25 protein-coding genes and 2 pseudogenes are annotated in these 24,494 nt (G+C 44.5%); 5 read left to right on the forward strand and 22 right to left on the reverse strand.

The features are described 5' to 3' along the window. Positions 1 to 140: 140 nt before the first annotated feature. From HWQ41_RS04345 to HWQ41_RS04430, 18 genes and pseudogenes are all read right to left on the reverse strand, one after another. Positions 141 to 1,220, reverse strand: coding sequence for a DMT family transporter (locus tag HWQ41_RS04345; RefSeq protein WP_292760221.1), 1,080 nt, complete (start codon positions 1,218 to 1,220; stop codon positions 141 to 143). Positions 1,221 to 1,347: 127 nt separating this feature from the next. Further along, a complete protein-coding gene (locus HWQ41_RS04350; protein ID WP_292760222.1) occupies positions 1,348 to 2,730 on the reverse strand; it encodes an LLM class flavin-dependent oxidoreductase in 1,383 nt (460 codons plus the stop codon). 68 nt (positions 2,731 to 2,798) lie between these two features. Continuing rightward, positions 2,799 to 3,410, reverse strand: coding sequence for a glutathione S-transferase family protein (locus HWQ41_RS04355; RefSeq protein ID WP_292760223.1), 612 nt, complete (start codon positions 3,408 to 3,410; stop codon positions 2,799 to 2,801). A 55-nt stretch (positions 3,411 to 3,465) separates the two neighbouring features. Then, positions 3,466 to 3,723: a hypothetical protein gene (locus tag HWQ41_RS04360; protein ID WP_292760224.1), complete on the reverse strand. Its 258-nt coding sequence runs from the start codon at positions 3,721 to 3,723 to the stop codon at positions 3,466 to 3,468. Beyond that, positions 3,680 to 3,865, reverse strand: coding sequence for a hypothetical protein (locus HWQ41_RS04365; protein WP_292760225.1), 186 nt, complete (start codon positions 3,863 to 3,865; stop codon positions 3,680 to 3,682). The genes HWQ41_RS04360 and HWQ41_RS04365 overlap by 44 nt, the downstream gene beginning before the upstream one ends. Positions 3,866 to 3,963: 98 nt before the next feature. After that, positions 3,964 to 4,659, reverse strand: a complete 696-nt coding sequence (locus tag HWQ41_RS04370) for a hypothetical protein (protein ID WP_292760226.1) — start codon at positions 4,657 to 4,659, stop codon at positions 3,964 to 3,966. Positions 4,660 to 4,764: 105 nt separating this feature from the next. After that, complete coding sequence (locus tag HWQ41_RS04375) at positions 4,765 to 5,679, reverse strand: TauD/TfdA family dioxygenase (protein WP_292760227.1); 915 nt, start codon at positions 5,677 to 5,679, stop codon at positions 4,765 to 4,767. Between the two features lie 181 nt (positions 5,680 to 5,860). Next, on the reverse strand, positions 5,861 to 6,661 hold the full coding sequence (locus HWQ41_RS04380; RefSeq protein ID WP_292760228.1) for an SDR family oxidoreductase: 801 nt from the start codon (positions 6,659 to 6,661) through the stop codon (positions 5,861 to 5,863). 25 nt (positions 6,662 to 6,686) lie between these two features. Beyond that, positions 6,687 to 7,034 carry an inorganic diphosphatase gene (locus tag HWQ41_RS04385; protein ID WP_292760229.1) on the reverse strand — a complete coding sequence of 116 codons (348 nt, stop codon included), beginning with the start codon at positions 7,032 to 7,034 and terminating at the stop codon, positions 6,687 to 6,689. 15 nt (positions 7,035 to 7,049) lie between these two features. Further along, on the reverse strand, positions 7,050 to 7,997 hold the full coding sequence (locus HWQ41_RS04390; RefSeq protein WP_292760230.1) for a zinc-binding dehydrogenase: 948 nt from the start codon (positions 7,995 to 7,997) through the stop codon (positions 7,050 to 7,052). 618 nt (positions 7,998 to 8,615) lie between these two features. Further along, positions 8,616 to 8,759, reverse strand: a pseudogene (locus HWQ41_RS04395) (ISNCY family transposase); the annotation flags it as partial. 285 nt (positions 8,760 to 9,044) lie between these two features. Beyond that, positions 9,045 to 9,209 carry a transposase gene (locus HWQ41_RS04400; RefSeq protein ID WP_366931630.1) on the reverse strand — a complete coding sequence of 55 codons (165 nt, stop codon included), beginning with the start codon at positions 9,207 to 9,209 and terminating at the stop codon, positions 9,045 to 9,047. Positions 9,210 to 9,337: 128 nt separating this feature from the next. Beyond that, on the reverse strand, positions 9,338 to 10,843 hold the full coding sequence (locus HWQ41_RS04405) for a mechanosensitive ion channel family protein (protein ID WP_292760231.1): 1,506 nt from the start codon (positions 10,841 to 10,843) through the stop codon (positions 9,338 to 9,340). Further along, a complete protein-coding gene (locus HWQ41_RS04410; RefSeq protein ID WP_292760232.1) occupies positions 10,836 to 12,911 on the reverse strand; it encodes an adenylate/guanylate cyclase domain-containing protein in 2,076 nt (691 codons plus the stop codon). Before HWQ41_RS04410 ends, HWQ41_RS04405 begins: the two co-directional genes overlap by 8 nt. Positions 12,912 to 13,165: 254 nt before the next feature. Next, positions 13,166 to 14,002: a carbonic anhydrase family protein gene (locus HWQ41_RS04415; RefSeq protein WP_292760233.1), complete on the reverse strand. Its 837-nt coding sequence runs from the start codon at positions 14,000 to 14,002 to the stop codon at positions 13,166 to 13,168. Beyond that, positions 13,968 to 14,117: a hypothetical protein gene (locus tag HWQ41_RS04420; RefSeq protein WP_292760234.1), complete on the reverse strand. Its 150-nt coding sequence runs from the start codon at positions 14,115 to 14,117 to the stop codon at positions 13,968 to 13,970. The genes HWQ41_RS04415 and HWQ41_RS04420 overlap by 35 nt, the downstream gene beginning before the upstream one ends. Before the next feature lie 839 nt (positions 14,118 to 14,956). Beyond that, a complete protein-coding gene (locus HWQ41_RS04425) occupies positions 14,957 to 15,121 on the reverse strand; it encodes a hypothetical protein (protein WP_292760258.1) in 165 nt (54 codons plus the stop codon). After that, positions 15,101 to 15,460 (reverse strand): annotated as a pseudogene (locus HWQ41_RS04430) (ammonia channel protein); the annotation flags it as partial. The pseudogene HWQ41_RS04430 and the gene HWQ41_RS04425, both read right to left, overlap by 21 nt. A 7-nt stretch (positions 15,461 to 15,467) precedes the next feature. Here HWQ41_RS04430 and budA point away from each other — a divergent pair. From budA to HWQ41_RS04445, 3 genes are read left to right on the forward strand one after another with little or no spacing between them, the layout of a single operon-like run. Then, positions 15,468 to 16,049, forward strand: a complete 582-nt coding sequence (gene budA / locus HWQ41_RS04435) for an acetolactate decarboxylase (protein WP_292760260.1) — start codon at positions 15,468 to 15,470, stop codon at positions 16,047 to 16,049. Positions 16,050 to 16,072: 23 nt separating this feature from the next. Further along, the gene (locus HWQ41_RS04440) at positions 16,073 to 16,471 is read left to right on the forward strand and encodes a VOC family protein (RefSeq protein WP_292760235.1); all 399 of its coding nucleotides are present in this window, start codon (positions 16,073 to 16,075) and stop codon (positions 16,469 to 16,471) included. Positions 16,472 to 16,506: 35 nt separating this feature from the next. Further along, positions 16,507 to 16,995, forward strand: a complete 489-nt coding sequence (locus HWQ41_RS04445) for a GNAT family N-acetyltransferase (RefSeq protein ID WP_292760236.1) — start codon at positions 16,507 to 16,509, stop codon at positions 16,993 to 16,995. Between the two features lie 239 nt (positions 16,996 to 17,234). Here the strand turns inward: HWQ41_RS04445 and HWQ41_RS04450 are convergent, their stop codons facing one another. The 4 genes from HWQ41_RS04450 to HWQ41_RS04465 form a co-directional block, all read right to left on the reverse strand. Beyond that, complete coding sequence (locus HWQ41_RS04450) at positions 17,235 to 18,587, reverse strand: dihydroorotase (RefSeq protein WP_292760237.1); 1,353 nt, start codon at positions 18,585 to 18,587, stop codon at positions 17,235 to 17,237. A 133-nt stretch (positions 18,588 to 18,720) separates the two neighbouring features. Continuing rightward, positions 18,721 to 20,073 carry a histidine phosphatase family protein gene (locus HWQ41_RS04455; RefSeq protein WP_292760238.1) on the reverse strand — a complete coding sequence of 451 codons (1,353 nt, stop codon included), beginning with the start codon at positions 20,071 to 20,073 and terminating at the stop codon, positions 18,721 to 18,723. Between the two features lie 198 nt (positions 20,074 to 20,271). Beyond that, positions 20,272 to 20,919: an HAD family hydrolase gene (locus HWQ41_RS04460; RefSeq protein WP_292760239.1), complete on the reverse strand. Its 648-nt coding sequence runs from the start codon at positions 20,917 to 20,919 to the stop codon at positions 20,272 to 20,274. Between the two features lie 127 nt (positions 20,920 to 21,046). Next, complete coding sequence (locus HWQ41_RS04465) at positions 21,047 to 22,240, reverse strand: NAD(P)/FAD-dependent oxidoreductase (RefSeq protein WP_292760240.1); 1,194 nt, start codon at positions 22,238 to 22,240, stop codon at positions 21,047 to 21,049. 315 nt (positions 22,241 to 22,555) lie between these two features. On the opposite strand from HWQ41_RS04465, the gene HWQ41_RS04470 reads away from it, so the two are divergent. Together HWQ41_RS04470 and HWQ41_RS04475 are read left to right on the forward strand one after the other, a co-directional pair. After that, entirely contained in the window at positions 22,556 to 23,179 is a 624-nt protein-coding gene (locus tag HWQ41_RS04470; RefSeq protein ID WP_292760242.1) for a 4Fe-4S single cluster domain-containing protein, read from the forward strand. 175 nt (positions 23,180 to 23,354) lie between these two features. Further along, on the forward strand, positions 23,355 to 24,419 hold the full coding sequence (locus tag HWQ41_RS04475) for an iron ABC transporter permease (protein ID WP_292760243.1): 1,065 nt from the start codon (positions 23,355 to 23,357) through the stop codon (positions 24,417 to 24,419). Positions 24,420 to 24,494 lie beyond the last annotated feature (75 nt).

Raw genomic sequence — 24,494 nt, forward strand, 5'->3', positions numbered from 1 at the left:
CCTCTCCCTGACTTCTTTTCCGCAATGTTAAGAAAGATGTGACTAATGGATAGCCTTGTAGGGAAGGGGCTGGGGGTTAGGTCTGTATTCAACTCAACTGAGAAAAAGTATTCTAAAATTCCCAATGCCCAATGCCCAATTTAACTCCGAATTTTGAGCGATTTAACAAAGCCTTCGGCACTAAGTAACGCGATCCCCAATGTGACAACACCAATCCCGACGCTCTGAATCACGTTTAAAGTTTCGCTAATGGTTATCCATGCAACTAGCGCCGTCAAGGCTGGACTGCTAGAGCCGATTATGGAGGCGGTAGATGCGCCAACCATCCGAATCCCCACATTGTTGAGGGTGTGTCCGATAAAGCTGACAAGACCCGAAAAGATACTCCCAATCCATAGGGGTGTCCAGTCAAGTTGGGCGATCGCAGCTGGCCAAAACAGTAAGCTAATACCGGAAAGCAGTAAAGTGGAGGCAAAACTAATCCAGGTAAAGGGAACTGGATGGAATTTTTCTAAACATTTTTGAGCAATGATGCAATAAAAGGCGTAAACGATCCCAGCGCCAAAACTAGCGAAAATGCCGATCGCAATGGTATGACTGCTGTAGGTGGCAGAAGATTGAGGAATGGTGAGAGCGCTTCCTACCAGAATAATACCCATCACCAGCCAACGGAACAATGTGGGGCGATCGCCAAAAAACCTCCATGACAACAGTGCTGTAAATACGGGATAGGTGAAGAAGAGTGTCAAGGCAATACCTGTGGGAATCAAGCCAATAGCAATGTAGAGTGAGGCAATATACACAAACATCAGTACCCCACAGCCAAGAGCTTGAATCAGAATATCCCTGCGTTCACGTAGTGCGCCGGAGGCATCGCGGGTGAATAAGTCTTTTAATTCTTTTCCAGCAGATGGATATAGCTTGAATGATAGAGATGCCATGAGTGGAACCACCAGCAGCATTCGCATGAACATCAGCAAGAATGAATTCTGCAAATCCGGTTTAACGTATCCACCGAGTAAAAATAAACCCAGTACGAGATGTTCTGAAAACAAAACTCGGACAGTAACGTTGTGAAACGTCAAAACAAAGGAGGATAGAAGAACCGTTAAGATGCCCAACACGATAAAAAGTTTTCTTAAAGACGACTTGATTGTAAGCTGAAAAACATCTAATTTGCATAACCGAATTAAACATAACTCTTGTGGGGTGGGCAACATGAGCGCCCTAATTATGCAAGTTGAATGTGGAACAACTTATAACTCAAACCACTGGATTAACAAACCAGATAAAGTTTGAGGAAATCAAAGCCGTCCTTCAAAAACACTGCCAGTTGTTCAATCAAAACTATGCCAAGGAACCAACGCTCACAGGTTCAGAAGCAGCACTATTTGTGGTGAACTGATTCACTGGACGGGGCAAACCGAGATTTTCGCGCAGGGTTCGACCTTCATACTCAGTACGAAATATTCCTCGGCGTTGCAGTTCGGGAATTACCAAGTCTACGAATTCATCTAAACCTCCAGGCAACCACGGCGGCATGATGTTGAATCCATCAGCCCCACCATTGACGAACCAATCTTCTAACTGATCGGCAATGTGTTCTGGTGTTCCGAGAATCGTTCGATGTCCCCGCGCTCCTGCAATCCACAAATACAGTTGCCGGATTGTTAAATTCTCTCTGCGGGCAAGATCGGTAATCAGCTGCAAGCGGCTTTTGCCACCGTTGGTATCTGGCAGATCCGGCAATGGCCCATCTAGGGGATATTTGGACAAATCATGGCCACCCACTAACCCAGAAAGCAGCCCTAATCCTACCAGGGGATGAATCAACTCCTGAAGTTGCTCATATTTATCCTTAGCTTCCTGCTCAGTCTTACCAATTACCGGAAATACCCCTGGCATAATCTTGAGATGATCAGGGGAACGTCCGTATTTAGCCAATCTCCCCTTCACATTGGCATAAAATGCTTGAGCTTCTGCCAGTGTTTGTTGTGCAGTGAAGATCGCCTCTGCTGTTTGAGCAGCCAAATCCTGGCCAGCCTCGGAAGATCCAGCTTGTACGATTACTGGATATCCCTGCGGTGGACGCGCCACATTGAGCGGGCCGCGTACCGAGAAATATTTGCCTTTGTGGTGGGGAATATGCAACTTTTCTGCATCGAAGTAAATACCTGACTCCTTATTGTGGAGGAAAGCATCGTCTTCCCAACTGTCCCAAAGTTTGGTGACAACATCCACAAATTCCCTCGCCCGTTCATAGCGCAGCGAGTGTTCTAGGTGGTTTTCTTGGCTGAAATTCTGCGCTGCGGCTTCAGCAGCAGAGGTTACAAGATTCCATCCAGCCCGACCACCGCTCAGATAATCTAGTGATGCAAACTTGCGAGCGAGATGAAAAGGTTCATCATAGGTCGTTGATGATGTCGCCACCAATCCGATATTTTCTGTCACCGCAGACAGAGCCGACAATAAGGTTAAAGGTTCAAAGTGGACGCTGAATTGTCCCGAACGGCTAAAAGCCTCAGTCCCTTGCCCTCGATCCCAGACGGCTAAACCATCCGCGAGGAAAAGCATATCAAATTTGCCCCGTTCAGCCGTTTGTGCCAGCTGCTTGTAATGTTGGAAGTTCAGACCTCCATCAGCCGGGGTGTTGGGATGTCGCCATGCTGCGACGTGATGACCGGAACCGGGTAAGAATGCTCCGAGTTTAAGTTGTTTTTTCGTACTCATATTTCTATCTGCGAGGGCGTACTCATGCTTTTTTCGTTCTCTTGTTTGCAACAAGAAAGTGTTGGTTATTAGGACTCTGGTATTGTTACTTGCATGGAGGATCGTTTAGAGAATTCATCGTACCAATGGGCAAGTTTTGGATATTTCTGCCGCCATTGCAGATCAGGAAGACGGATTTCTAGTCCAAGTGCAGAGGCGAGAGTTATATGAGCAAGTTTCGGAGTTTGGTCGAGTTTATCTGATATCTTCTCGAAGTAGTCCAAAATTCTCAATGCCCGCTCACGCTCAAACTCGATCACGCCAAAAGACTGCTCACTCAGGGGACGCCTTAACTCCCGTACCCAGACAGCAATGCCATCTATGAACCCACTAGTCATACCTTCAAGTTGCTGTAAAAAGCCATTAGAAATGTCAGCAACAAGTTTTATCTCAGGATTTAAGTGATTCAGATAGACGCATATTATACGTGTTTCACTCAAAATAAATCCGTCGTCAGTTGCTAGCGTTGGCACTTTACCTGTAGGGTTGTAATTCAGTAGGTCGCTGTTCGGATCTCGTGCAATGACTTTTTGGGTTTCGATCTGATTGCTGAGATTCAGTTCTAGTGTTGCTATCCGTGCAATGCGTGCATAGGGTGAGTTCGGTGTATAGAAGAGTTTCATAAAAAGCGCGATCGTCATTAGATACTGGGTTAAAACGTCTAAGCCCTAAAGTCCTTACCACAAACCCTCAAAACTAGCTTGACAAAGTACTACTTTGAATATACATCCCAGCTGAATCAGCATCACCCCATTGGCTCAACTTGGTTAGTAGATCGTTTCGGCGCTCCGGTGATGTAAACGCTACCTTGATGGCATTACGGGTAACAGCAAGCAATTCGGCTGCGGAAAAACCGAGGGCATGGGCTACTGTATACTCTCGCCCAATGGTGGTACAGATTTGGACAGGATCATCTGTACAGAGAGCGATCGCAATGCCGCAATGCCATTGCATCGGCTGACAATGCCATTGCATCGGCTGACAATGCCATTGCATCGGCTGACAATGCCATTGCATCGGCTAACAATGCCATTGCATCGGTTGACAATGCCATTGCATCGGCTAACAATGCCATTGCATCGGCTAACAATGCCATTGCATCGGCTTGTAAAAATTAACCTACCCTACGTTTACCTAGCAACTCTAAAAGACTTGTGTATACACAATAGAGTAGAGAAGCCGGACGTAAGCCCATTACGAATTAGGATGATTTGCTCTGAAGAAGAGAATCGGTTCTGCCAAATTATTATTTTTCAATAAAGCATCGGCATACTGCACAGGATTAGATTCTGCAAAGTAGATTCGTTGTGCGGCATGGTATCGCTGACGATATAGACGAACTGCGTTTTCCCAAGATCCAAGCCGTGCTGTATCCCTGTCTACCCCACGCTGCTCGGCTACCTCAAAATCTGTATCTATATAGATACGATAGTCAAAGTAAGAGACAATCTCTGGTCGTAGCAGAAAACTGGCAGCAAAAAGAAAAATGTCTCCAGGATTAGCTTTATTAGGTTTCTCTTCCACTGGAGCATCTGTTTCCAAGTCGAACCCACGTGCCTGGTAGATTAAATTACCTCCAGTACCGAGTGGTTCAAGCACAAGCTTTTTGAGGAGCGGATAGTTGTAGGCATCAAAATAGTAGCCTTCAGCCGACTCACGACCTCGGTGATGGCGCAGGTGACGTGGGTTATGGAAATTATCCACTGCAATGTGAACAGAACTTCTTCCACGTCTAGTTAATATCTGCGCTAGCTCCTGTGCCAAAGTGGATTTGCCACTAGCAGTAATGCCTGTCACCGCTACTTGCAGAACACGAGAAGGCAGAGCCTCAGCACGCTCGATTAAAGTATCCGCTATTGTTTCCAAAACAGTAGCGCGTGTATCACCCATGCATCACTCCTCTGGCCAAGTATGGAACTTGCGGTTTACTACCAATGAAACTTCTACTTCATAGAGATTGTCTGGCTGGTATTTTATTTTTAACGCGAGTCCCTATTACGCAGTCACCGCCTCACGTCGGTTGTACTCAGAAGCATCTCCCTTGATCGCCTCACTTTGTTTACCATTGATGCCAACTGGGAGGTCGCCGACAATTGTCACGCGTTGAACGTGGCGGGGCTGGTCGCCGTAATCTGCGATCGCATAATGTTGAGTAGCCCGATTATCCCAAAAGGCGACGTCACCAACTTGCCAACGCCACCGGACTGTGTTCTCAGGGCGTGTTACATACGCTTGCAACAGCCGCAGAATGTCATCTGATTCGGTTGTTGATAAGCCACGGAACTGGCGCACAAATCCGCCGATGAATAGCCCACGCTCCCCGGATTCGGGATGGATGCGTACCACTGGGTGCAGAGTCTCGTATACGGTCGAAGTGAAGACAGCCCGATGAGCTTTGACATCTTCAGGTAGGTCGAATCCAGTTGCATAGTCGTAGGCGTTGCTATGTACTGCCCAAAGTTGGTCTGCAAGATTACGCAGATGGGTAGGTAAATCTTGGTAGGCAGTCACGGAATTTGCCCAGATTGTATCGCCTCCGGTTGGGGGAATGTCAAGCGCTCGTAAGATAGAGCCGAGAGGAGGACGGTCTACAAATGTCACATCGGTATGCCAGTTATTGGCGCGGGAAGTGGTGCGACCATAATTCAGGTCTAAGACTTCTGGGTTTTCTGGAAGCGCTGGTACGGTGGGGTGGGCTGTAGTGACTTCACCGAAACGACGAGCGAAGGCAACCTGTCCATCAGCATCGAGCTGTTGCTGACCACGGAAAAAGATCACTTTGTATTTGACTAGAGTCTTACGAATATCGCTGATGATGTCATCGCTGAGTTTAGAACTCAGATTAACACCAATAATTTCAGCACCGATACGTCCTGCAACTGGTTTGATATCAAAGTATTGAGAACCCATGTTTTTATCTCCAAGAAGTTTATGTTTTTACAAGATGTAGAGACGCGATTCATCGCGTCTGATTTATAGCGTTTCCCGACAAGCGTGAGGTACACCCGTAGGGGCACGGCAGTGCCCCTACACCTCGCGATATAATGTTGTACCGCATCTGAATGGGAACCGGTATATCGCGTCTTTACTGTTAAACACCAGGGGTAGATCCGCCATCAACGATAATCTCTGTTCCTGTAATCGATGCAGCTAGATCAGACACCAAAAATAACGTTAGCGCGGCAATTTCTTCTGGCTGGGCGATTCTTTTTAAAGGAATACTTTGGATGTTTTGTGCCTTTACTTGCTCGACGGTGATCCCTTGCGCTTGGGCGTTCTGCTGGGCTAAACGTTCAGCACGCTCAGTAGCTGTAGCACCGGGCGATATGGCATTAATCCGAATTTTGTACTCGGCTAACTCTTTAGAAATGCCCTTTGTAAAGTTGAGCAAAGCCGCATTGCTTGTACCACCAGCTAGGAAGTTAGGACGAGGGGTACGTCCTGCACCGCCGACTATATTCACAATCCGGCCATCACCGCGACTTTTTTGATGGGGGACGACGGCTCTAATTAGGCGGATATAGCCCAATAATTTTAAGTTCCAAGCATCCAAAAATAAATCATCAGTGGATTCTAGGAAAGACCCAGCACGGGCTGAACCTGCATTATTAATCAAGATATCAATCTGACTAAATTGTGCCAATGTTGTGGAGACAACTTTTTCAATATCCTCTGCTTTAGTCAGATCGGCGCTGATGGCAATAACTTTCGCGCCTGGGGTGGGTAGGGATTGGATGTCAGCTACTGCCTGATCTAAGCGTTCTTGATTGCGGGCTGCGATCGCTACATTCACACCCTCACTATAGAGGGCTTTGGCAGTTGCTAAACCAATTCCCGCACTTCCTCCTGTAACAATCGCTGTTTTACCTGATAGTTTTAGTTCTAAGCTCATACAAAGTTCCCCTCAAAAATTTAATTTACTTGCGAAGCAATAATATTGCTGATTGAGAGCCTGTATTGTGGATATCCAAGATGGCTTGATTTTCCCCTGATGTACAACCCAGAAGTATCTTGATTTCTGTATCTCGCTTTTCCAAATCAACACTACAAATCACGGCAGTTACTATTTGACTAGACAAGCTACCTATCCAGACATCAATATCATCTCCATCTCCAGAGCGAGTGTTTTCCAAGTATCCATAGTCCAGTGGATAAACGAAGGATGGATAACGTGGATGTGATGTCCCTTTTGGACGATCTATCTTGAGATTACTAGCGGCTACAAGCTGATCTAGTTTGAACCAGAATTCAGTACTATTCCCCATGCCATCAGCTAATACTCAATTGGAAATGTGTAACACAGCCTTACCAGGAAAACGCCTGTCGAGTAATTGTTGCGCTACCTCAGCTATTTGTGTCCAAGAAGCTTCTAAATCAATGTGAGGACGCAACTTACCTGCTTCTACTAAACTCAAAAGCCGTTTTAGACCGACTGCGGCTGATTCAAATCTCAGTTCATCGAACAGACGTAAACCATACAAACTCACGCCACCAGTCCCATAAAATTGAGCGGCGTTGAATGTTACTTCTGCTCCCCCAGATACTCCATACAGCACAGTTTTTCCATCCTGTGCCAGTAAGCCAAGGGCTACCCCCAAAGTCTTGCCACCCACTGACTCTATAATTAGATCATAGGGGCCATATTCGCTGGCGGGTGAGAGGTCTTCGCCAATCACCACCGATTGTGCCCCTGCTTCTCTAACTAGAGTCTCATAGCCAGCTTGACGAATGTATGCTACGACGTGCGCCCCTGACAGTTGCGCCAATTGGATAGCAAAGTAACCAACGCCTCCTGATGCACCTGTAACTAGAACTGAACGACCTAACAGCGAACCACCTTTTAGTACTGCATGATACGCGGTTAAACCCGCTACAGGCAGTGTGGCAGCTTGAGCAAAGGATACCGATGGCGGCACTTCTGCTAAGGCGTTGGTGGGAACAGACACGAGTTCTGCCCAAGCACCGGCGCGGCGAAAGCCAACTACACGCGCCCCTTGGGGAAGCCCCGACCCATCAGCAGCGGGGGTTTCCACTACACCTGCCAAGTCCCAACCAGGCTGCCAACCAGCTTCAGCAGTGGTTGAACGTTTTACCTCTCCCCGATTGAGAGAAATCGCGGCCACTCTGACTAGTGCCTCATCTGGGGCAGGTGTTGGTGCAGTCACCTCACTCAGTGCCAAACGTCCAACCACATTTGGATCAACAATCACAGCACGTATTTTACTCATAGAGAATGCCCTGGCTTAGAGATGAATTTCTAGATCGGTGGTTCACGATGTACTGCCTACAATAATAAACTCGATAGATTTCGCTAGTCCTTCTTAACCCCAAATCCCTACAACAGGTTAATGATATTTAACAAACTACGGTATATCGATAGGCTTATAGTAATTTTAGGGCGTAGAAAGAAAACTATCACAATACAGACAAAAGAATCAAGCATCCCGCGAAAAGATTTGTTTCATCAATGCTTACATTTATTGCTACGTAGTAAGCTAGTCGCTGTCAACCTCCTACTCTAGGAGAAGCTGCTTTCCAGCAGTCTAGGGATTTTCCTACGTAGTACACGAGCATTCAAAAGTAATAATTTTATCTTATGAAACTTAAGCGTTATTTATGGATAACTCTTTTAACTGGAGTTTAGACTAGTTCCCGGTGCGAAACTGCTGAACAAATCAGATATGAAACTTTGTTAATAATCAATAGTTGCATGTGCCAACCATATTATGAGAGCAAAGCTCATTTCAAGTATTTTACCTACTATTTCTGATAGTCTAATATTTGATTAAACTCAAGTTTTATTGATAATAAATTCAAATAAAAACGTGATAATTTATTTTATTTTTGATAACTTTGACTGCATCAAGTAACAAGCTGTGATCAGAAGGAAAATGAATATTTGTTGCGACTACTGTACCATCTGTCCTCATCTTTCTACCCTTAGTTATTTGTAATTGGGTTGCAACTTGAGTCAGACGTTGATTAACCTCCAGACCACAGGAGGTTTATCGCTTACAACGCACTCAAGGGTGCGATGCCTGCTAGGGCTACGCCATCGCATCCTTGAGTGCTCTGGGGTATTTTTAGTTCAAAAGTACTATGAAAACCCTACTGAAGTTTTGGGTGAGTGCGCTTATATTTGATGTACATCAATCGCCGTAAAGGTTTGGAGTTTCGCACTCCTGACTAGTCTAAACTCCAGTAGAGACAGTTACTGATAGTATAGGCCCCAAAAAATAATGATGTTTAATTCATAACACACCTATTTTTAAAGACTAAGATAAATCTGGCATAACTAGGGAACCAATTCGTAATCGAACCAAACCACAAACGGTGAGAATTATCTGTTCATAGGTATCACAATGAAGTCGAAATCTCTCAGATGCTATCCGAAAAACCTTGAGGAGTCGAATCAGATGTTCAACAAAAGGATTTTTCATGATGGTAGACCAACGGTAGACTTTCAATTCACCGTTCTACCATCTTTTTTGCACGCGGATTATATTTCGGACTGATCTAGTGTTTGCTGATTTTTCTTAATTCTTTTAGGAATACTGAAGAACCTCAATTACTTCAAAATCCTAATAGGCAATTCAACCTCAGCATTGAACGAAACATCTGCCTGTTGAGCCATACTTAGCGCTTTGCTTCGCGCTTCTATAATTTGACCGATCTCACGCCCCAAGCTTGGTTGACGTTCAATCATTAGATTTACAGCATCTGAGTAGATAACAAGAACTTGCAAATCACCAACAGCGGTGATTGATACTGGACTCGGTTCCCCAGTAAACAGTGCCATCTCGCCGAAGAACTCACCACCCAAGATAGTCATTACCTCCAAATCCATGCCAAACTCGTTTGTGACCGTGACTAGAGCCTGACCCACAATAATAATGTACAAAGCCTTACCAGGCTCGCCCTGCCGGATGACTTTCTCGCCAGCACCGAACTGTTGTAAAATAGTTCCCTTGGCTAAGTCATCCAAATTTTTCTCCTCTCTAGCTAAAGGCATAAATCCGGGAATTGAGTGCAGGTGAGCCAACTTACTTGAAGCAGTATCTGCCGATTTAGCAGCTTCTACAGAATACTCGTATCGGTAGCGATATAGCGTCAGGTTGTTTCGCTGCGCGGCGTACCAGATTCGCGTCATAAATCTATCAACTATCTGCTCCACATCTTCAAAGTTTTCGATAAAGAATTCCACCTCATAGATAATTGCAGTCTCATCATAGGATGTGGTTTTGCTCTCTGGTTCGGGTTCGGCTAATATTCCCTGTGTAGCCAGAGCAGTACTTTGTAGTACCTGCTTCACAAGGTTAGGGGGGCTATCGTAGGAGAAACCAATATTGATGCGTTGGTTATAAATACGTTCTGGTTGGCTGTAATTATGGATTATTTCTTTGCCAATGAACTGATGAGGAACCACAATCACCTGGCGCTGGAGAGTTAGCAGGCGAACAGATCGCCAATTAATATCAATTACCTGCCCTTCGATCGCCTGGTCTTCACTATTGCCAACGCGCAACCAATCACCGACGCTGAAGGGACGTTCCAGAAGCAGCGCAATGCCAGACATGATGCTACCCAATGTGTCTTGAAGCGCCAAACCGATCACAATCGAGCTAACGCCTAAGCCGGTAGCAAGACCCGCCAAATCTGCACCCCACACCACCGCCAGCACGATCGCACTTCCTACAAGCACCAAAAACAACCTGGCAAGGTCGATCAGCAGTTTGGGCATCCGTGCCCGCCATGTATTTGCCTCCGCTTCTTCAAATAAAATCACATTAAACAGCGACAGAGAAGCGTAGATTACAGATATCCAGAACAGCGTTTCGACGAGCTTGGCAAAATTCCCGTTAACGTCAAGCTTCAAGACATTCCTGATCAAAACCATCAGTATTAAGACGGGCAGGACAAGGTTTTTCACAACTCGCAGCGTAGCCGCCATCGGTCTACCGCGCCTTTTTAGATGATAAATAACCTCTCCTAGTAAAACTACCAGGAGTGGGAACCCTAATCCGACAATTACCGCCCAGGTGTACCAGTCGCTTGAAAACCTTAAATTACCCATAGACTTCTTCCTCTCGAACACTTACTGGAAGTTTAGAACTTTTGAGTTGCCAAGCCACTAGCTTTTCTTTTCCAGGTTCTTGAATTTCACCAAAGAGCTCAAAATCGTAGAGATCGTGCAGGCGATCGCAGATATTTTGAGAAACTAAGATAGCTCCTGGTGGACAAGCAGATTTCATCCGATTGGCAATATTTACGGTATCGCCCCAAACGTCGTAGAGCAATTTATTTTTGCCAATCACGCCTGCAACCACATCTCCGGAATTGATGCCGAGTCGTAGGTCTAGATGCAAGCCTTTTTCATAATTAAATCGGCGGACAAACGACAGCATTTCCAAAGCAAAATCTACCGTGCGTTTGTCATGATCCAGACGCAGCACACTCAGCCCGCATACAGCCATGTAACCGTCACCAATAGTTTTAATCTTCTCCAAACCATATTTATCTGTCATTTCATCAAAGGCTGTTACCAGTTCATTAAGCAAGCCAACAACTTCTTGAGGAGACATTGATTTCGTGAGCTTCGTGAATTGGTCGAGGTCGGAAAACAAGACCGAGACATTAGAAATCTGATCGGCAATTTCTCGATCGCCCTGTTTGAGGCGTTTGGCGATCGCAGGACTAAATATATTTAAGATTAATGCTTCATTTTCACGATTTTTCTGTTCAATTAGTTGAGTCTCGGCACGAAGGCTGTCTATCGTTTGGTTAAATGACTTAGCTAAGTCTCCAAATTCATCTTGCGAACCCGATTTCACAACTGCATCAAATTCCCCAGATCCCACCTTGCAAGCGCTTTCGATTAAAGTATTGATGGGTTTGACAAAGATTGCGGTCAGCCACATAGCAACAACCGTGATTAGCGCGATGATTAAAGTAGCTCCAATCAAAACTGTTTTTTCAAACGAGTGAATTGGCCCATAGGCTTCAGAAACATCCATCTCTGCCAAGATAACCCACCTCAAGCCATCAATATCTAGTGGAGCATAAGAACTCAAAACTGGAATATCACGATAATCGTTGATAACCTGCGTTCCCTGTTTCCCAAACAACGCTTCTTTCACTCCTTTTGTTTGCACTTCCTGTAGGAGGATTGTAGTATTGAACTCTGTGATTTTCGTGATGGTCTTTTCATCAGTACCTATAGAGGCTAGAGTTTTTGCATGACCTTTTGGGTCTTCAATTTGGAAACGAGACGCAGAGCGCATTAGATAATCTGACCCGACCAGATAAATTTCTCCTGAATCGCCCAGACCGTTTTGTTTCCAATGTTTGTTGCCAGTCATCACATTGTTAATTTTGTCAACCGGAAGCTGGAACGCCAAAATACCAATGAATTCGGAGCCGTTAAAGATTGGGGAAGCGATAAAAGCCGCAGGCGCACCGTAGGAAGGGCTGTATGGTTTAAAATCTACTATTTTCACATAGCCTTTTCCCTTTGCTTGTCGTGCGGCGGCGATCGCTTCTGCTAGGTTACTCTCTTTGTAAGGACCGTTAGTGAAGTTTGTCGTGAAATCGGTTTCTTTAAAAACCGTGTAGACAAGGGTTCCTTCAGGATCGATCAAAAACATATCGTAGTAACCATATTTATCAACTATGTTGCGAAAAATCGGGTGGTAACGGGCGTGAACACGGCTGTAGGAACTGGCATCGCCTGGGTCGTCAAGAAGAAGTTTTTTACCAACAGGATTGGGGTTAGCGGCGGTGTAGTAGTACTGTAAGTAACGGGAAGCGGCTGTTTTTGGCGTATAAGATGCCAGAACAGGCGAACCCTCATTAGTTCGCGCCAGTCTGGTGAGAAATTCTTTACTGTAGTAGGTATCAATTTTTTTGTCAAAATCCGCTGGTACTGTTGATTTTTCAAGTTCGCCGTAAGCCGTCTTAAACTCCTGCATAGCCGCGATCACTGTCAGGTCTTCGCTTAAAGTCTGGCTATGGTTGTAAAGGGTTTCAAAATAATCTTTGATTTGAAAAGTTTTGGCAGCCCGAAGACTGGTTAATTGGTTGAAGACTTTTTCCGTCAGAATAGATTTACCCGCACTAGAGCAGATAAAAGTGCTTGCGAGCATAGCGCAAATGCTGACTACTAGCAACATGACTATGAGTTTTGTTTTTATACTTAATTGCTTAAATAATTGCATATAAATCTTATTGATATTCTTTGCTTTATTTCTGGAGTTTAGACATTTCCAGAAATTAATTATGCGTTGCCTGAAATCCTTGTATAGACGCGTTTGCCTTTGGCGATTCCGCAGGGTAATTTTGCGTCTATACCTTCTTTTTCACTAGATGCCTAATGCATTTGGTGTATTTGTCTGCTTTGTCAATTTTTGCTCGGTTCTAAATTATTTTGAGCTTCTCCAAGGTTGGTTTGAAGTTGCACCGGATAATAGGAGAATAAATTAATCTGCTCTTTCTCCAGTAGGGTCAGTATCGCTAGGTTGAGTTTTTCAATGGTATCAAAGTATAACTGAGGATTACCATTAGTATTAGCAAACACCCGAATTTTAATGATACGAGAATTTTGATTTAGTTCGCTAAAGTAAATAAAAAACTTTTCAGTCAAGATATCAATTGACTTCGGAATTTCTCGAAGACCGATACAAATTTTTTCGGTTTTTTCTGCCGAAATACCATCAATTTTCAGGGTTAAGTTGATACCTATTAAATTATCATTCCCTACCGATTGGAAGCAATTTTCAACGACTCCATTAATCATTTTAGAATTGGGCACTTTTTGGATAGTGTTTCTGCTCAGTATACGAAGCGTTGTACTTCTGAGTCCAACTTGTTCCACCTTAATTAGACCCTCTACTCCATACATCGTCACTTGGTCACCGGGTCGAAACAGATTATCTAGGTAGATAATGATGGTACAACACAAGTCATAGATCAGGTCTTTCAATAACAAACCGATGGCAACACCCGCTCCACCAAGCAGACCGATGAGTGCCCCTGCCGATGCACCCAAAAACAATCGCTGGATCTGATTTTGTGAGATTTCAATAGGCTGCGGCATCACAATCCAGTTCACTCCTTGGGAACAGCGTGGTGTCGTCAGAGAGCCAAAGTAGCGATAAACCTTTCGGTCTTTTGGTAAAAATTGCTCTGCATTTACCGCTTTCTTATGTTGTTGCCGGGGATGCAGCAGCAGAGACAACGTTAAGGTTAGCAACTAACCCGTAGGTTGATACATACTCTTCTAACTCTGCTAATTCAACCGTGCCATTTTTATGGTTAAAGCCTTTCTTTTCTAACACAATGCTATTAATCATGATTTTTTTTGATCAAAAGTCTTGTGCCATAAATAATAATTTTAGCTTTATTCTCTGGCGATAGCAATTAAAGATCGTTAAAGTAGAATAAGGCTAATTAACAAATTTTTCAAGGGCTTTTTCAGTAAAGTTTTTACAATTTTAGTAAAGATTTAATTATTTTTAAAAGCTAGGGAAACACTTACTAATAATACGGTTAGCGAAAATAAACAAAGACAAAAGCGCGTTCATTCAATCGGCGATCGCCGTTCCTCACAGGTCGCAAAATTTTTTCCCACCAGTCTAACATTGCTTGTCACCTCTAGCACCCGATTTCAATTACTGTACCGTATATGCTGTGCTTTCTCCTAAATTCTTTGTGAGCAAGCTTTTTGAGGCTTAACGGGGAAAGTCAGGTTGCGGAATCTGTTCATATCTCCCCCTTACATTTAAGTTTTACTGGCACACTGAATATCGGCCCTCGCGCTGTTCCCAAATTTCAGAGGCTCCAAACAGAAGAATTTCCTTTTTTTTCACCTGGCTTGTAAGAAAAATTTTGGATGAACATAGGACTTACGCATTGACAGGAAAAACCAAATATGGGGTATGTATTTCAGGCATTAAACCTTGATTTTTCCACACTTTTTAGGTGATCGCTATTTATCAAAGGATGATTGATAAAAGCCTGAAACGACGTATTTTCGTTGATGCACAAGAGAATAAATTTGTACAGTGCGTAAGTCCTAGAACAGATTCCTGAACCTGTTCGCGTAGCGTCTCGCAGAGAAGGTCGAAGCAATCCCCGCGTAGCCAAAATTGAAACACCCAGATTCTCTGTATACAACACTGACTCAGCACTCCTAAGTGGGACGATCGCCAAACTCGGAGTTGTAACCTTCTTCACCGTGTTCGTTGATATCCAAACCTTGTAATTCAGCTTCCTCTTTGACACGCAGCCCAACTGTAGCATCGATCACCTTGAGAATAATCCACGTACCAACACCTGCGATCGCTCCAGAAATCAAGGCTGGGGTGATAATGGCAAACATGGCTTGGTAAATCATGTATGCCTGGTGGGGTATCGTTCCGGCATAAGACGTTAAATCGGCATATTTTGAGTCTGCTGCTTTGAGCGCGTCTTCGTATGGTAGATGCGGCAAGTAGCCTTGAGTCTCTAAACCGACACCATTCAATCCCAGCCAGTGTAATCCACCGATAAACGGCAACCCTGGTGCAAAGGAAAGACTATAACCCCAGAGAATCCAGGTAACTCCGACGATCGCCATTAACACAAAGCTCATCATCAATGTGTTTAGGATATTGCGCGATCGTACAAATCCACCATAGAAGAATGCCAATCCCGGAAATTATCTGGATGGCGAAATGATTGGATTAGATGGCAAATTTTATCAGATAAAATATGATGGAGTTGCCTCTGTTATTCCTGATTCGATGAAAAGCCCTTTTGCTACAGTCACTTTTTTTAAACCACAAACATTAATTAATCTAGAAGGGCAAATTAATTATCAACAATTGCAGCAATCGTTAGATCAGCGCTTACCGACTAAAAATTATCCTCATGCTATTCGGATTCAAGGTAATTTCCCTTATCTCAAATTTAGAAGTGTTCCGAAACAAACCCCACCCTATCGTCCTTTGGCAGATGTAGTCAAAGAACAATCAATTTTTAAATTGAGGAACGTCAATGGTACTTTAGTCGGTTTTCGGACACCCAAATATATGAAAGGAGTAAATTATAATGGCTATCACTTTCATTTTATAACTGCAAATCGGAAAACTGGAGGACATATTTTAGATGGACAATTCCAAAATGCTAAAATAGAACTTGATAGCTTATCAAACGTTGAGATAAATTTGCCCAAAACTGCTGAATTTGACCAAGCTGATTTGGAAGATAGCAAACCTACTGAAGTCAATAGAGTTAAACGGTAACTAAATATTTTTGGATTAAAGCTATGTCACCAGAAACTATTGCAAAAGAAAAAGATGCTCGTCCCCCTGTGGCGATTGGTCATGTGAGATTATATGTGAGTAATGTACCGGAGGCTAGCGATTTTTTTGTCAAGATAGGGCTGCGACTGATCGCCCAATCAGAACAATTAGCTGTTTTAGAATTACGGGGAGGAACGCACTTAGTTTTGAGAACAAGTTCAGAGGCGATCGCACCTGGAATCAATGCGCCTTTTGATCTGATGGTAGATGATGTTTCTGCCACCAGAGATACTTTTAAGAAGTGGGGACTGACTGTTTCTGAGATCGAAACAGGGAGAATCCACAGTTCATTTACTTTGACTGGGCCGGACGGCTATCTATTAACGTTAACTTCCTCACATACAGGCGGTAGAGAAGTTTAACAATGTTAGGGCAAGGGTTAGCTCACAAGATGAAAATGTACTCTCAACGACTCTGTTTAGAACCACTAAAACCGGATCATGCTGAACTGCTTTTTGATGGATTACAGAGTGCGAGGATATACGACTTTATCGAAGATGTGCCGCCAGAAAGCGTTGAATCGCTTCGCGATCGCTACATGATGTTGGCACGTCGTCAATCACGAGATGGAACGGAGATTTGGTTGAATTGGGCTGTCTGGTCTTTTGTAGATAAATGCTACGTTGGATATGTTCAAGCCACAATTACTGTAGATAATAGTGCAATCCTGGGATATGTGTTTTTCCCGAATTTATGGGGAAAAGGTTATGCACGCGAAGCGGTGAAGTGTATGATTAATTATTTAGTTGAGACATACCAAAATATGGATTTTCGTGCTGACGTTAATCTCCAAAATTACCGTTCTATTGCTTTATTGCATAATCTGGGATTTGTACAGTCTAAGCAAGATGAATTTAACCACGAAGTACAGTACCGAAAACGCTGATAGATAATTAAATTCCGATTCACAAGACTCAGATACCCGACTTCTCTAAGAAGTCGGGTATCTTGTTGTTTACGAATGATTTAGGATTACTATATAGCGCTTTTTGTTTGTATGCAATATACTCTGACCTCACTCCAAACCTCTCTCCTAAAAGGAGAGAGGCTTTGAATCTTACTCCCCAACGCTAGTAGGGAAGGGGCTGTTCTTGTTAGGTTAAATCGCAGAGTGTTTGGCATTTTTCAACGCCAGATTTGCACAACATGACCCTTCAACTGTTGTCCTAACCAAGGTGTATTTTGTGAAAGTGTATAAAGACTTTTGCGTTCGACTTTCCAGGTTTGCTGGGGATCAAATAAAGTAAGTTCTGCTGGTTGATCAGGTGCGATCGCACTGACTTTCTGCCCCAAACACTCGGCTGGACTGCTACTCAATGCCCGCCATAATTCTAAAGCTGTAAATTCTCCAGTTTCAACGAGATATTGCCACAGTAAAGGTAATGCTAACTCTAAACCAATTGCTCCGGCTGGTGCTTCGGCAAAAGCTTGGACTTTTTCTTCGTAGCTATAAGGTGTGTGGTCAATAGCGATCGCATCTATCACACCCGCACGCACCCCAGCACGCAACGCCGCCACATCACGGAGATTACCTAAAGGCGGGTCTAAATGCAAGCTGGTGTTATAACTCTTAACTGCTTTTGTATCAAGTAAAAGGTGCATCCAGGTGGTGCTGGCGGTGATGGGTAAACCAGCAGCCTTAGCTGAGGCGATTAATTCCACACTGCGAGATGTGGAGACACGCATGATATGGACTGGTGTGCCTATGGTTGCAACCAATTCAAGCATTGCTGCGATCGCAGTAGTTTCAGCGCTGGCGGGGATTGGGGGTAAACCAAAACGCAGAGCATCTGACCCTTCTCTCATTACACCATTTGCTGTTAATTGGCGATCGCTAGGCCAAAAAGCTACTGGTTTGCCCAACGGCTGGAGATACTCTAACACTCCCCGCACCAGCGCCAAATTTTCTAAGGGTTTACCATCAGTAAAACCAACAACGCCAGCCGACGCTAAATCTGCCAATTCCGTCATTTGCTTCCCAGCAACATCTAGGGTGATAGCACCCCAGAGATGAAGCAGGGGGAGAGGAGAAGACAAGGGAGAGGGAGGAGACAAGGCAGAAAAATTGACCCCTTGTCCCCCTTGTCTCCCTTGTCTCCCTTGTCCCCCTTGTCCCCCTTGTCCCCCTTGTCCCTCTCTCCTATTTTGCAACTGTGCCACAAGCGCAGGGCTATCAATAGCTGGGGATGTATCGGGTAAAATGTTAATTCTGGTAAAGCCGCCAGCAGCAGCAGCTTGTAAAAGAGACAAGAGGGTTTCCCGTTCTTCAAAGCCAGGTTCACCAGAGTGGCTGTACAAATCTACTAACCCAGTACCGAGAACTAATCCCTGACAATCTCTGATTTGAGTATCGGAACCGATATCAGAAATATGCGAAGCCACTGCTTGAATATAACCATCAGCAATCAGCACATCAAAGAGTCCGTCGATTTCAGAAACTGGGTCAATTACCCTTACTTGTTGCAGCAGTTCAGTCATAAAAGCTTTTAGTTATGAGTTATGAGTTATGAGTAAATCTTAAGTAGGGTGTGTTACGGCTTTAGCCTAACGCACCATGTTGTACTAACTTTATTCCTCACTCCTCACTCCTCACTCCTCACTCCTCACTCAATTACAATGCCCCTGCTGCTGTTTTATCTAGTACGCCTCCACCCAAGTGAGTGGTGATGTTCATCGATTGCAATACTGGTAAACCATCGATTCCAGAAGGGTAGTCGATAACACTGACTGCGCCATTACCCTGGCGAAAATTCCAGAAATTTTCCAGCGATAAACCCAGAATGTGACAAAGCAATGTTTTGTTAGTAGCGTCATGAGCTACTACTAAAACAGTTTTGAATTGATTCGTTGACGCAGCTTGTACAATTGATTGCCAAGCTGCGACGCTGCGCTCCCAGACTTGTTGCAAATTTTCCCCTTCAGGCATTTGCACTTGCGCCGGTACTAGCCGCCAGCGCTGTAATTCTCCCGGAAACTCCTGCTCTATTTCGGTTTCTAATTTTCCTTCCCAAAGTCCGTGGCTGATTTCTCTTAAACCATCTTGCAATTCTAATTTGACATTGGGATGTTGTTTTAAGATGATTTCTGCTGTTTCTTTAGGGCGCAGCATTGGGCTACTGCAAGCATTATCAATCGCTACCTGTTGGAGAAATTCGCCTGCTTTTTGCGACTGTTGTCTACCGTTGTCGTTGAGGGGGACATCAATTTGCCCTTGAAACCTGGTTTGGCGATTCCAGTCAGTTTCACCGTGACGCACTAGCAACAACCGTATTCCTTGATGATCCGGTCGCAATGAAGGTAGAATTTCTCCGGTGTGTTGCGTCTGATTTAAGGATTCTAGCTGGACTGGTTCGCCCAATCCTCCAGCAAAATTTAGTACGGTGATGCCACAGTTAGATTGCTGTATTGAATGGTAGCGACTTGGAGGGATGGATAGCGCTGTGCTAATCAGGGCGCGATTAATTCCGTTATGTCCCACTATGAGAATAGTTTCGCCTTGATGGTAAGACAAAATTTCTTGCCAAAACTGCCGTGCTTGTTCGTATAAAGCAAGAACGGGAAAATGTTCTCTTGTCCCTTGTGCATCATTCAGCAGCATCCGCAGTTCGTCGGGGCGTTCGTGCCAAGTGCGGTAGTCTTCGGCAAATTTCTGCTTGACTTGGGCAGTTAACAGTGCTTCCCATAAAGGCAGGTCGATTTCTAGCAGCAAATCAGAAACTTGGACTACAGCAGATTGTTCAGGATGAGTAGCTAACTCACTATGGATAATATCTGCTGTATGTTTCGCTCGTTGCAAGGGACTGCTGTAAATCGCATTAAATAAAATATTGCTGAGGGCTTTGCCTACTTTACTAGCATCGTTACGACCTTTTTCGGTTAATGTTGACGCATCGGTGCGTCCTTGGATACGCCGCTCGGTGTTATAACCGCTTTGACCGTGGCGCACAATGATGACACGAGTCATCTCAAAGCCCTCCTCTATCTAGACGATTAATTCTACTGCAAAATGATTGCAGAATTATCGACTCAGGAACGCGGATTCAGTCCGGTGCAAAATTTTATTCTCGTAGGGGAGGCAGAATCAGCAGCAAAAACCGCCGTTGCTAGTGAAGACTAGTGACAGAGATATTTTCCTAGCCATTGGAGTTTCAAAGTATCTCCCTCATTTTCCACGGTTGATCCAAACACCTCTGAGTCCAGCTGCTTTAGATCCGTGGTAATCTTCTATGATGCTATCGCCAATATGCCATGCTGCCTCTGGGGAACATTTATGTTTGTCTAAGGCAATGGCAAAAATTTGAGGATCGGGTTTAGCTGCACGTACCTGGGTAGAAATGGTAACGGAGGTAAAAAACTCTCTCAATCCCAAACTTTGCAATACTGAGTAAATCCGAGAATCAAAATTGGATAGCACCCCCAAGCTAACTCCCAACCGCCGCCAGTTAATTAAAGCTGGTAAGACATCAGGATAGACAAACCACGGTTCGCCAGTGCCAAAGTGGATGTAAAGTTCGCTAAAAAAAGCCGGAAAGTCAGAAAATTCCTTAAGAACACCTGCACCTTCAAAAGTGTTCAGGGCAATTATCCGCCACCAATCAAACTCGCGCTGGGGAATATCTTGCACTTCTGCATCTGGAAATATCGGCGGCGGCGCTGCTTTAAAGCTTTGGATAAAGGTTGTATTTAATGTTTCGCCTGGAACTGTAACGCCAAATTCTTGAGCTATCTGACTATAAACTTCACCCACACTACCTTTGACATCAAAGAGTGTGCCTACAGCATCTAAAAAAATAACTTTTGGTTGTTCCATCAAAGTCTGAAGATTTTAAATCTTGAATTTTAGATTTTGGCTTGTTAAAAGCTTTATTACTCGACTAACTCAAAATTGAATGGGGAATGGGGCATCAATGCCCAATGCCCAATGCCCAACCTTAAAGTTACCGAGAAAGTGTTTCTATGATCGGACGGACTAGCCAATTAAAACCAACTTTGAGTTGATGGTCTAAAGTTGGTAATCTATATAAATAGGCAATACGCCGGGCGACGTATGCCAAGCGCCCATCTAGTTTAATTCCCAAACCCGTAAGAGTGGCGTTGTCTATTCCTAGTGCCATCATTTCTCCTAACTGTTGGTAGCGGAAGGGAAGTAGAGGGCGATTAGTCAGAGTTGCCCAGATATTCCAAGCAGTATAATCAGCTTGTTGAAAAGCCGCTTGTGCGGTAGCGGGGACTTGCTGTCCTTCAACGTCATGACAGTCTGCTAAATCTCCCAAAGCAAAGATTTCTGGATGATCAAGGACTTGCAGATTGGATGTAGTGCTGATTTGACCACGCTGATTTTGCTTGAGGGGAAGAGATTTTACTACGGGCGCAACCCTGGTTCCCACAGTCCAAATTACCAAATCCACGGGAATCGTGTCTAACTGGTTTTTGTACTCTAGGGAAATGTTATTTTGCTCTATTAATTCTACTTTGGTTTCTAAGTCAAGAAACACGCCACGGGCTTCTATTGCTTTTTTTGCTGCTTCCCGGTTAAACTCTGGGGAAGTTCGCAAAATTTGGTCAGCGATTTCAACGATCCGAAAGCGTCCTCTTTCACCTAGTCTGTCGGCTAACTTACAGGCTAACTCTACACCACTGTAGCCAGCCCCAACGATCGCCACCCGAATTTTATCAGCATCCGATTCTTCTAAAAATCGCAGGCGTTCTTCTAAACGATAGGCATCAGAGATGGTGCGGAATGCGTAGGCGTAGGCTGTTGCACCAGGTACTAAATCTAGCGGTGTCTCACCTCCTAGCGCCAGCACTAATCGGTCATAAGGGATTTCCGGCCCTTCATGTACATTTACCCGTTGCTGGTCGATGTCAATTCCCGACACAACCCCTTGATAAAAACGCACCCCTGTGCCTTGTAAAATTTCTTCAAACGGCGGGGCAATTTCCCAGGTTTGCAGTTCGCCAGTGAGTAATTCGTAAAGTAAAGGAGAGAATAGGAAGCGATCGCTTTGATCTACCAGAACAATTTCGGGTTTTTGCGTAGGTTCCCAAGGTAACTGGCTTAAGCGCAGGGCTGTGTAGAGACCACCAAAGCCTCCGCCAAGGATACAAATTCTAGAAGTTTGTTGAGTCATCTATTCTATTTATGGGACAGTCAATCTTAGTTGGGCAACTAACTTCAGTCTAGTAAGTTAAAGCGGACTTTTCCAAACCCCCCAAAGTTTTTGAGGGATTATACCATTTTGGATTTGGAATTTTAGATTTGGGATTGGGAATTAGTTTCTGTGTCTGGCTTGGTGCAAATCCATCTGTCGCAATCATTTTTAAAATTGGGATTAGTCATTAGTCATCAATTAAATCCTCAGTTATATAACCATTGTCACGGTTATATAACTGGAGATTCGCTATAGTTAACGGTTAACAGGCAACGGCTAAAAGGAGTTAAAGAGATGGAAATTAAGCCAACTGACCCATCGCTAGCACTCATGGAAATTCCCCCTGGCTATCTCAATATTATGGGTTACGTTGATCAGTCAGAAGTTAATGGCCCTGGTTGTCGTGCAGTCGTCTGGGTACAAGGTTGTCTTCGTGAGTGTCCTGGCTGCTTTAATACTAACTCCTGGTCATTTGAGGCTAACCAATTGATTGCTGTTGATACCCTTGCCGAGAATATTCTCAGCAATTCCCGCAATATGGGTGTAACATTCTCTGGTGGAGAACCGTTTTGGCAAGCAACCGCACTGGCATCTTTAGCTCAAAAGGTAAAAGCTGCTGGGTTAAATGTAATGTCTTTTACTGGGTTCACTCTTAAGCAGCTACAGTCTGAATCCGCGCCGCCAGGTTCTCAAGCATTGTTAGAACAACTTGATATCCTGATTGATGGGCCTTTTGTAGAATCTCTGGCAATTAATTCTCCCAACTCTCCAGTCTCTTCTAGCAATCAACGCGTTCGGGTGTTAAATCCAGCTTTCCAAGACCAGATTACTTGGGCTAGCGACCAGATTGAGGTTCATATTCTCAAGGATGGTGGCCGCATTGTTACCGGTTATCAAGGTGGGCTGGAGTTGACGTAGTAGGGCATTGGGCATGGGGCATGGGGCATTGGGCATTGGGCATTGGGCATTGGGCATTGGGCATGGGGCATTGGGCATGGAGAAAACTTAAAAGTTCATCCTCAGAAGGTCAACGTTCACCCTCAGAAGGTCAACTTTCAAGTTTTAACTCCCCCTCCCTCCTACTCAATGCCCAATGCATCTGTGTTTGGGACAGATTATATTTAAAAAAAATACATATCTAAATTTGACTAGACCATTTCAGACAATTTTCACTGAACACCGCGTACTTTGGGCGGTTTTACTCTTTGGTACAGCATTGGTGGTAACGCTAGCGCTGTCGCTTTCTCAAGGAGCAGTACCGTTAAGTATGTCGGAATTTTGGCAAGCTATTCTCCGCAAAGGCGATCCGGTTAAACAGACAATTCTCTGGGATTTGCGTCTCCCGCGCATTACTGCTGCTCTCCTTGTCGGCGCAGCTTTGGGAATGTCAGGAGCCTTGCTGCAAGGAATGTTACGCAATAGTCTTGCTGATCCATTTATTCTGGGCATTTCAGCGGGTGCAGGATTAATTGTGATTGTGATGATCGTGTGGCAAATATTCCCGATCGCAATTCCTTTAGCAGCGTGGATAGGAGCAATTTTGACTTCAGCGATCGTGATTTTGATCGGTCGTTCGGGGTCGGGAATTTCTGTTGAGCGGTTGATTTTAGGCGGAGTGGCGGTGAGTTCTTTATTTGGTGCTGTCCAAAGTACATTGCTACTTTTAGCTGAAGACGGTCAAATTCAAATTGCCCTGAGTTGGCTGGTTGGTAGTCTCAACGGACGGGGTTGGCAAGAAATTGCTACGGCTGGCCCTTACATCATTGTTGCATTGATCGGGGGATGCTTGCTGGCGCGATCGGTAAATGTGCTGGCTTTGGGAGATGATTTGGCTGTGGGTTTGGGGGTTTCGTTGATGCGATCGCGCCTATTAATTGGTGGTGTTGCCACTCTATTAGCCGCAGGTGCAGTCAGCATCAGTGGCTTGATTGGATTTGTTGGTCTTGTTGTCCCTCACGGTGTCCGCCTCATCGTTGGTACAGATCATCGCTTTGTTTTACCACTTTCCGCCCTTGCAGGTGCATGGTTACTGACTTTTGCAGATTTACTCTCTAGATTAGGAGCAGTAGAACTACCAGTAGGTTCCGTCACTGCGTTGCTGGGTTCACCGTTGTTTATCTGGTTACTTTATCGTCGTTCTGCTGGGTTTAATAAATAACCACAACCCCGGAGAAGACAGGAAAGCTCTCCGGCTTTGCACTGCGCCGCTTTTATCAGTGAATCCAAAGGTACT

The organism is Nostoc sp. NOS(2021), assembly GCF_017115025.1.
Classification (GTDB): domain Bacteria; phylum Cyanobacteriota; class Cyanobacteriia; order Cyanobacteriales; family Nostocaceae; genus Nostoc.

What these genes read in the sequence shown, in the direction of transcription:
- HWQ41_RS04345 (WP_292760221.1), bottom strand. Translation starts at nt 1,220, where the DNA reads ATGTTGCCCACCCCACAAGAGTTATGTTTAATTCGGTTATGCAAATTA.
- HWQ41_RS04350 (WP_292760222.1), bottom strand. Translation starts at nt 2,730, where the DNA reads ATGAGTACGAAAAAACAACTTAAACTCGGAGCATTCTTACCCGGTTCC.
- HWQ41_RS04355 (WP_292760223.1), bottom strand. Translation starts at nt 3,410, where the DNA reads ATGACGATCGCGCTTTTTATGAAACTCTTCTATACACCGAACTCACCC.
- HWQ41_RS04360 (WP_292760224.1), bottom strand. Translation starts at nt 3,723, where the DNA reads ATGCAATGGCATTGCGGCATTGCGATCGCTCTCTGTACAGATGATCCT.
- HWQ41_RS04365 (WP_292760225.1), bottom strand. Translation starts at nt 3,865, where the DNA reads ATGGCATTGTTAGCCGATGCAATGGCATTGTTAGCCGATGCAATGGCA.
- HWQ41_RS04370 (WP_292760226.1), bottom strand. Translation starts at nt 4,659, where the DNA reads ATGGGTGATACACGCGCTACTGTTTTGGAAACAATAGCGGATACTTTA.
- HWQ41_RS04375 (WP_292760227.1), bottom strand. Translation starts at nt 5,679, where the DNA reads ATGGGTTCTCAATACTTTGATATCAAACCAGTTGCAGGACGTATCGGT.
- HWQ41_RS04380 (WP_292760228.1), bottom strand. Translation starts at nt 6,661, where the DNA reads ATGAGCTTAGAACTAAAACTATCAGGTAAAACAGCGATTGTTACAGGA.
- HWQ41_RS04385 (WP_292760229.1), bottom strand. Translation starts at nt 7,034, where the DNA reads ATGGGGAATAGTACTGAATTCTGGTTCAAACTAGATCAGCTTGTAGCC.
- HWQ41_RS04390 (WP_292760230.1), bottom strand. Translation starts at nt 7,997, where the DNA reads ATGAGTAAAATACGTGCTGTGATTGTTGATCCAAATGTGGTTGGACGT.
- HWQ41_RS04400 (WP_366931630.1), bottom strand. Translation starts at nt 9,209, where the DNA reads ATGAAAAATCCTTTTGTTGAACATCTGATTCGACTCCTCAAGGTTTTT.
- HWQ41_RS04405 (WP_292760231.1), bottom strand. Translation starts at nt 10,843, where the DNA reads ATGGGTAATTTAAGGTTTTCAAGCGACTGGTACACCTGGGCGGTAATT.
- HWQ41_RS04410 (WP_292760232.1), bottom strand. Translation starts at nt 12,911, where the DNA reads ATGCTCGCAAGCACTTTTATCTGCTCTAGTGCGGGTAAATCTATTCTG.
- HWQ41_RS04420 (WP_292760234.1), bottom strand. Translation starts at nt 14,117, where the DNA reads ATGATTAATAGCATTGTGTTAGAAAAGAAAGGCTTTAACCATAAAAAT.
- HWQ41_RS04440 (WP_292760235.1), top strand. Translation starts at nt 16,073, where the DNA reads ATGTCACCAGAAACTATTGCAAAAGAAAAAGATGCTCGTCCCCCTGTG.
- HWQ41_RS04445 (WP_292760236.1), top strand. Translation starts at nt 16,507, where the DNA reads ATGTACTCTCAACGACTCTGTTTAGAACCACTAAAACCGGATCATGCT.
- HWQ41_RS04450 (WP_292760237.1), bottom strand. Translation starts at nt 18,587, where the DNA reads ATGACTGAACTGCTGCAACAAGTAAGGGTAATTGACCCAGTTTCTGAA.
- HWQ41_RS04455 (WP_292760238.1), bottom strand. Translation starts at nt 20,073, where the DNA reads ATGACTCGTGTCATCATTGTGCGCCACGGTCAAAGCGGTTATAACACC.
- HWQ41_RS04460 (WP_292760239.1), bottom strand. Translation starts at nt 20,919, where the DNA reads ATGGAACAACCAAAAGTTATTTTTTTAGATGCTGTAGGCACACTCTTT.
- HWQ41_RS04465 (WP_292760240.1), bottom strand. Translation starts at nt 22,240, where the DNA reads ATGACTCAACAAACTTCTAGAATTTGTATCCTTGGCGGAGGCTTTGGT.
- HWQ41_RS04470 (WP_292760242.1), top strand. Translation starts at nt 22,556, where the DNA reads ATGGAAATTAAGCCAACTGACCCATCGCTAGCACTCATGGAAATTCCC.
- HWQ41_RS04475 (WP_292760243.1), top strand. Translation starts at nt 23,355, where the DNA reads ATGCATCTGTGTTTGGGACAGATTATATTTAAAAAAAATACATATCTA.